The sequence below is a fragment of the Streptomyces sp. NPDC104581 genome, from assembly GCF_055583685.1.
This window is the reverse complement of the sequence record NZ_JBVJNN010000022.1, coordinates 90,201-96,231: the sequence shown is the minus strand read 5'-3', so window position 1 is coordinate 96,231 and position 6,031 is coordinate 90,201. Positions and strand designations below refer to the sequence as shown.

Genomic DNA, 6,031 nt, shown 5'->3' with positions numbered 1-6,031 from the left:
CGGCTGGCCGAGGCCGTGCGGCGGGTCGCGGGGGGGGTGGGGGGGCGCGGCCCCCCCCCCCCCCCCCCCCCCCCCTCACCCCCCCCCCCCCCCCCCCCGCCCCCGCCCCCCCCCCCCCCCCCCCCCCCCCCCCCCCCCCGGGGTGGCGAGGGGTGCCGGAGCGGGTCAGGTCTCCGTGGTCAGGCGTTCCAGGATCAGTTCGCGTACCCGGGCCGCGTCCGCCTGGCCTCGGGTGGCCTTCATGACCGCTCCCACCAGGGCGCCCGCCGCCGCGACCTTGCCGGCGCGGATCTTGTCCGCGATCGCCGGGTTCGCCGCGATCGCCTCGTCCACCGCCGTACCCAGCGCGCCCTCGTCGGAGACGACCTTCAGGCCGCGCTTCTCGACGACGGTGTCCGGGTCGCCCTCGCCCGCGAGGACGCCCTCCAGGACCTGCCGGGCCAGCTTGTCGTTCAGGTCGCCCGCCGTGACCAGTTCCGCCACCCGGGCGACCTGCGCCGGGGTGATCGGGAGCGCCGCGAGGTCCGTGGACGTCTCGTTGGCGCTGCGCGCCAGCTCGCCCATCCACCACTTGCGCGCCTGGTCCGCGGGGGCGCCCGCCTCGACCGTGGCGGTGATCAGTTCGACCGCGCCCGCGTTGAGCATCGACTGCATGTCGTGCTCCGAGACGCCCCACTCCTCGCGGAGCCGGTTACGGCGCGTCCGGGGCAGCTCCGGCAGTTTGCCGCGCAGTTCCTCCACCCACTCGCGCGGGGGCGCGACCGGGACGAGGTCGGGCTCGGGGAAGTACCGGTAGTCCTCCGCCTCCTCCTTCACACGGCCGGACGTCGTGGAACCGTCTTCCTCGTGGAAGTGGCGGGTCTCCTGGATGATCGTGCCGCCGCCGTCGAGCACCGCGGCGTGCCGCTGGATCTCGTAACGCGCCGCCCGCTCCACGCTGCGCAGCGAGTTGACGTTCTTCGTCTCCGAGCGCGTGCCGAACTTCTCCCGGCCGTGCGGGCGCAGCGACAGGTTGACGTCGCAGCGCATCTGGCCCTGTTCCATCCGGGCCTCGGAGACGCCCAGCGCCTTGATCAGCTCGCGCAGCTCCGCCACGTACGCCTTCGCGACCTCCGGCGCGCGCGCCCCCGCGCCCTCGATCGGCTTGGTGACGATCTCGATGAGCGGGATACCGGCGCGGTTGTAGTCCAGCAGGGAGTGCGACGCGCCCTGGATACGGCCGGTGGCACCGCCGACGTGCAGCGACTTGCCGGTGTCCTCCTCCATGTGGGCGCGCTCGATCTCCACACGGAAGATCTCCCCGTCCTCCAACTGGACGTCCAGATAGCCGTTGTAGGCGATCGGCTCGTCGTACTGGGAGGTCTGGAAGTTCTTCGGCATGTCCGGGTAGAAGTAGTTCTTCCGGGCGAACCGGCACCACTCGGCGATCTCGCAGTTCAGCGCGAGACCGATCTTGACGGCCGACTCCACGCCGATCGCGTTGACGACCGGCAGCGCCCCCGGCATACCGAGACAGGTCGGGCAGGTCTGCGAGTTGGGGTCGGCGCCCAGCTCGGTGGAACAGCCGCAGAACATCTTCGTTCTGGTGCCCAGCTCGACATGGACCTCCAGGCCCATGACGGGGTCGTACGTCGCGAGAGCGTCCTCGTACGGGACGAGCGACACGTGTTCAGTGACGGTCACGGTGAAACTTTCCCTCTCTGCGGGCTCTAGCCCAGCAGGACGTCGTCGTCGCCCAGGCGCTTCAGCTCGCGGTAGAGCAGAGCGATGCCGGTGACGATGGCGGCGGCGGAGACGGCGGCGTCGATCAGCCGCAGCGTGTCGTTGTCCTCGCGGGCCAGCTTGGCCTGCTTGAGGACGCTGACCGCTCCGAATGCGGTCGTGCCGATCGACAGGTACATGCCGGACTTCGACTTCTTGAAGCTCTTGGCCTTCTTGGTCATTGCGCTCACAGCGACGGTGCCTCCTCCAACAGCGGATGTCCCCAGCGTTCCACGAACGCCGCCTCGACCGCCGCGCCTACCCGGTAAAGACGGTCGTCCTTCATCGCGGGAGCGATGATCTGCAATCCGACCGGCAGACCGTCCTCCGGCGCCAGTCCGCAGGGCAGCGACATGGCGGCGTTTCCGGCCAGGTTGGTCGGGATGGTGCACAGATCGGAAAGGTACATCGCCATCGGGTCGTCGGCGCGTTCGCCGATGGCGAAGGCGGTGGTGGGCGTGGTCGGCGAGACGATCACGTCGACCTGCTCGAAGGCCCTCTCGAAGTCCCTGACGATGAGGGTGCGGACCTTCTGCGCGGAGCCGTAGTACGCGTCGTAGTAGCCGGAGCTGAGCGCGTACGTACCGAGCATGATGCGCCGCTTGACCTCGTCGCCGAAGCCCGCCTCACGGGTGAGGGCGGTGACGTCCTCGGCCGATCGGGTGCCGTCGTCGCCGACGCGCAGGCCGTAGCGCATCGCGTCGAAGCGGGCGAGGTTGGAGGAGCACTCGGAGGGGGCGATCAGGTAGTACGCCGAAAGGCCGAGGTCGAAGGACGGGCAGTCCAGCTCGACCACTTCGGCGCCGAGCTCCTTGAGGAGGTCGACGGACTCGGCGAAGCGCCGCATGACGCCCGCCTGGTAGTGCTCGCCGGAGAACTGCCGGACGACGCCGACGCGCATACCGGCGACGGTGCCGTTGCGGGCGGCCTCGACCACCGGGGGAACGGGGGCGTCGATGGAGGTCGAGTCGAGCGGGTCGTGTCCGGCGATCACCTCGTGGAGGAGGGCCGCGTCCAGGACCGTACGGGCGCAGGGGCCGCCCTGGTCGAGCGAGGACGAGAAGGCGACCATGCCGTAGCGGGAGACGCCGCCGTAGGTGGGCTTGACTCCGACCGTGCCGGTGACGGACGCGGGCTGGCGGATGGAGCCGCCGGTGTCCGTGCCGATGGCGAGCGGTGCCTCGTACGCGGCGAGGGAGGCCGACGAGCCGCCGCCGGAGCCGCCGGGGATGCGCGTGAGGTCCCAGGGGTTGCCCGTGGGGCCGTACGCGCTGTTCTCCGTGGAGGACCCCATGGCGAACTCGTCCATGTTGGTCTTGCCGAGGATGACGACTCCGGCGTCCTTGAGGCGCCGGGTGACCGTCGCGTCGTACGGAGGGATCCAGCCTTCGAGGATCCTGGAGCCGACGGTGGTGGGGATGCCCTCGGTGGTGAAGATGTCCTTCAGCGCGAGGGGGACGCCGGCGAGCGGGCCGAGCTTCTCGCCCCGGGCCTTCCGCTCGTCCACGGCGCGGGCCTGCGCGAGGGCTCCTTCGCGGTCGACGTGCAGGAAGGCGTGGACCTTCTCGTCGACGGCCTCGATACGGGCGAGGTGGGCCTCGGTGACCTCGACGGCCGTCAGCTCGCCGGAGGCGACCTTCTCGGCGATCTCGGCGGCGGTGAGCCGGATGATGTCGGTCTTGATGTCCGTCATGGCTGTTAGTCCTCCCCCAGGATCTGCGGCACCTTGAAACGCTGCTGTTCCTGGGCCGGGGCGCCGGAGAGCGCCTGCTCGGGGGTGAGCGACGGGCGTACCTCGTCCGCGCGCATGACGTTGGTCAGCGGCAGCGGGTGCGAGGTCGGCGGAACGTCTTGGTCGGCGACCTCGGATACGCGGGCGACCGCGCCGATGATGTCGTCGAGCTGACCGGCGAAGTGATCGAGCTCTTCGCCCTTCAGCTCCAGACGCGCCAGCCGTGCGAGGTGGGCGACCTCCTCGCGCGTGATGCCAGGCATGCAGCGATCCTCTGGGTGAGTGTCGGGATTTTGACCCAATCCTATGGGGCGCGGGACCGTGCCCACGAAACGGTTTCCCGCATCGGGGCCCGTGCTCCGGCCCGGGTCGTCGTCCCGGCCCTCGGCGGGGCGGTGCGCCGGCTACTGGACCACGCGGCTGGAGGGGCCCGAGGCGTCGCTGCGCGGGGGCTCCAGGGCCGGTGCGGGCGGCGTGCGGTGCCAGCCCGTCTCGCCGCGGGCGAGCAGCCAGGACGTCGCCTCGCGCGGGGGCATCGCGGCGGCCACGAGCCAGCCCTGGACGGCGTCGCAGCCCAGATCGCGCAGACGCTCCCAGGTCTCGTCGTCCTCGACGCCCTCGGCGACGACCACCAGGCCCAGCGAGTGGGCGAGGTCGATGGTGCAGCGGACGATCTCCGCGTCCTCGGTGTCGATGGCGAGGCGGGCCACGAACGAGCGGTCGATCTTCAGTTCGCTGACCGGCAGACGGCGCAGGTGGACCAGCGACGAGTAGCCCGTGCCGAAGTCGTCCAGGGACATCTTCACGCCGTGGCCCGTCAGTCCCGCCAGGGTGTCGGCGGCCCGCTGCGGGTCCTCCAGCAGGACGTGCTCGGTTATCTCCAGTTGGAGCGCGCCGGCCGGGACGCCGTGCCGGGCGAGCCGCGCGGCGACCGCGCCGGCGAAGCCCGGGGTGTGGACGTCGCGCGGCGATACGTTGACGGCCACCGGGACGAACAGGCCCTGGGAGCGCCAGCGGGCGACCTGGCCGAGTGCCGATTCCAGTACGTACTCGGTGAGATACGGCATCAGGCCCGAGGACTCGGCGATGGCGATGAACTCGTCCGGGGGCACCCTCCCCCGGTCCGGATGCACCCACCGTACGAGCGCCTCCAGGCCCACGACCTGGCCGTCGAAGCGGACCTTGGGCTGGTAGTGCAGCTCCACGTCGCCCGCGTCGAGCGCGCGCCGCAGATCGCCCAACAGGCCGAGCCGGTCGGGGGTGTTGGAGTCGCGCTTGGACTCGTACACCTCCACGCCCGTACGGTCGCGTTTGGCCTGGTACATCGCGACGTCGGCCCGCTGGAGCAGCCCCTCGGCGTCCACCGCGTGCTCGGGGTGGACCGCGACGCCGGCGCTCGCCTCCAGGACGAGCGTGAGCCCGTCCAGGTCGAGCGGCGAGGACAGCTCGGCCGCGAGATGGCGGGCCACGCGCTGCGCGCTGGTCGTGGAGTCGACCAGCGGCAGCAGTACGGCGAACTCGTCGCCACCGAGCCGCGCGGCCTCCGCCCCGCGCGGCAGGGCCAGCTTGAGCCGGTCCGCTATCTGCAACAGCAGTCTGTCGCCCGCGAGATGGCCGAGCGTGTCGTTGACCGAGCGGAACCGGTCGAGGTCGATCAGGACCAGCGCGGAGCGCGCGCCGAGGTTCTTGGCCTCCTCCAGCGCCGTCCATGTCCGTTCGAGGAGCCACTGCCGGTTGGGCAGACCGGTGAGCGGGTCGCGCAGCTGCTCCTCGGCGCGGGCCCTGGCGATCCAGAGCGTGGAGTCGAGGGCGATCAGCGGGACGGCGAACAGCGGCAGCACCACCGGCCGGGACACGGCGACCACACAGATCAGCGGGGTGATCCCGAGCAGCGCGACGGCGAGCAGGCCCTGCCGCAGGAGCGCCGTGCGGGCCACGGTGGGCAGGCCGCCGCCCTGCGGGGTCAGCGAGTACCACAGGAGCAGCCGGGTCACCAGCAGGTAGGCCCCGGCCGCCAGGACGATTTCGGGGACGGTGCGGATCCCCCAGTGGAGGGGCTGCCACGGCTCGGCGACCGTCGGTACGTCTCCGAAGGCGAGCAGGACCAGCGCCGCGGCCCCGATGCCGAGGATGTCCACGGCGCCGTGGAGCGCGCCCTGCCGCCAGCGGTGTCTGCGGGCCATGCCGACCAGCACCACGACCGCGAGGCTGACCAGTCCGGCGGCCACCCAGCCGTACAGGAGCAGCACGGCGAGGGTGAGGGCGGCGCCGGAGCCGGTACCACCCCACCAGCGGTCGCGGCCGAGTGCGACGAGATGGCCGACCACGATGCCGGTGAGCACGGCGAGGGACCAGCCGGTGGTGCCGCCCGGGAAGAGCGCGTCGCCGTCCCGCAGATCCAGTGAGATGCCAAGCGCCAGCACGGCGGCGGCGACCCCCACCACGACGAGCGGCACTCCGGCGGACATGCCTCCAAGTCCCGCGAGTCCACGCGGGCGTGAGACCGGGGCGGCGCTCTCGGTCGGTTTCATTCCCGTC

5 protein-coding genes are annotated in these 6,031 nt (G+C 71.7%); all 5 read right to left on the bottom strand.

The window, feature by feature from the left end; all coding sequences use genetic code 11:
* Positions 1 to 165: 165 nt before the first annotated feature.
* Positions 166 to 1,683: an Asp-tRNA(Asn)/Glu-tRNA(Gln) amidotransferase subunit GatB gene (gene gatB, locus ACZ61E_RS19655; RefSeq protein WP_469700981.1), complete on the bottom strand. Its 1,518-nt coding sequence runs from the start codon at positions 1,681 to 1,683 to the stop codon at positions 166 to 168.
* A 26-nt stretch (positions 1,684 to 1,709) separates the two neighbouring features.
* Entirely contained in the window at positions 1,710 to 1,943 is a 234-nt protein-coding gene (locus ACZ61E_RS19650; RefSeq protein WP_242574006.1) for a hypothetical protein, read from the bottom strand.
* 5 nt (positions 1,944 to 1,948) lie between these two features.
* A complete protein-coding gene (gene gatA, locus ACZ61E_RS19645) occupies positions 1,949 to 3,454 on the bottom strand; it encodes an Asp-tRNA(Asn)/Glu-tRNA(Gln) amidotransferase subunit GatA (protein ID WP_469700980.1) in 1,506 nt (501 codons plus the stop codon).
* Between the two features lie 5 nt (positions 3,455 to 3,459).
* Positions 3,460 to 3,756, bottom strand: coding sequence for an Asp-tRNA(Asn)/Glu-tRNA(Gln) amidotransferase subunit GatC (gatC, locus tag ACZ61E_RS19640; RefSeq protein ID WP_015036350.1), 297 nt, complete (start codon positions 3,754 to 3,756; stop codon positions 3,460 to 3,462).
* Between the two features lie 141 nt (positions 3,757 to 3,897).
* Complete coding sequence (locus ACZ61E_RS19635; RefSeq protein WP_469700979.1) at positions 3,898 to 6,024, bottom strand: putative bifunctional diguanylate cyclase/phosphodiesterase; 2,127 nt, start codon at positions 6,022 to 6,024, stop codon at positions 3,898 to 3,900.
* Between the last annotated feature and the right edge of the window lie 7 nt (positions 6,025 to 6,031).

Coding starts and splice junctions, on each gene's coding strand:
- gatA (WP_469700980.1), bottom strand. CDS start 3,454: ATGACGGACATCAAGACCGACATCATCCGGCTCACCGCCGCCGAGATC.
- ACZ61E_RS19635 (WP_469700979.1), bottom strand. CDS start 6,024: ATGAAACCGACCGAGAGCGCCGCCCCGGTCTCACGCCCGCGTGGACTC.
- gatC (WP_015036350.1), bottom strand. CDS start 3,756: ATGCCTGGCATCACGCGCGAGGAGGTCGCCCACCTCGCACGGCTGGCG.
- ACZ61E_RS19650 (WP_242574006.1), bottom strand. CDS start 1,943: ATGACCAAGAAGGCCAAGAGCTTCAAGAAGTCGAAGTCCGGCATGTAC.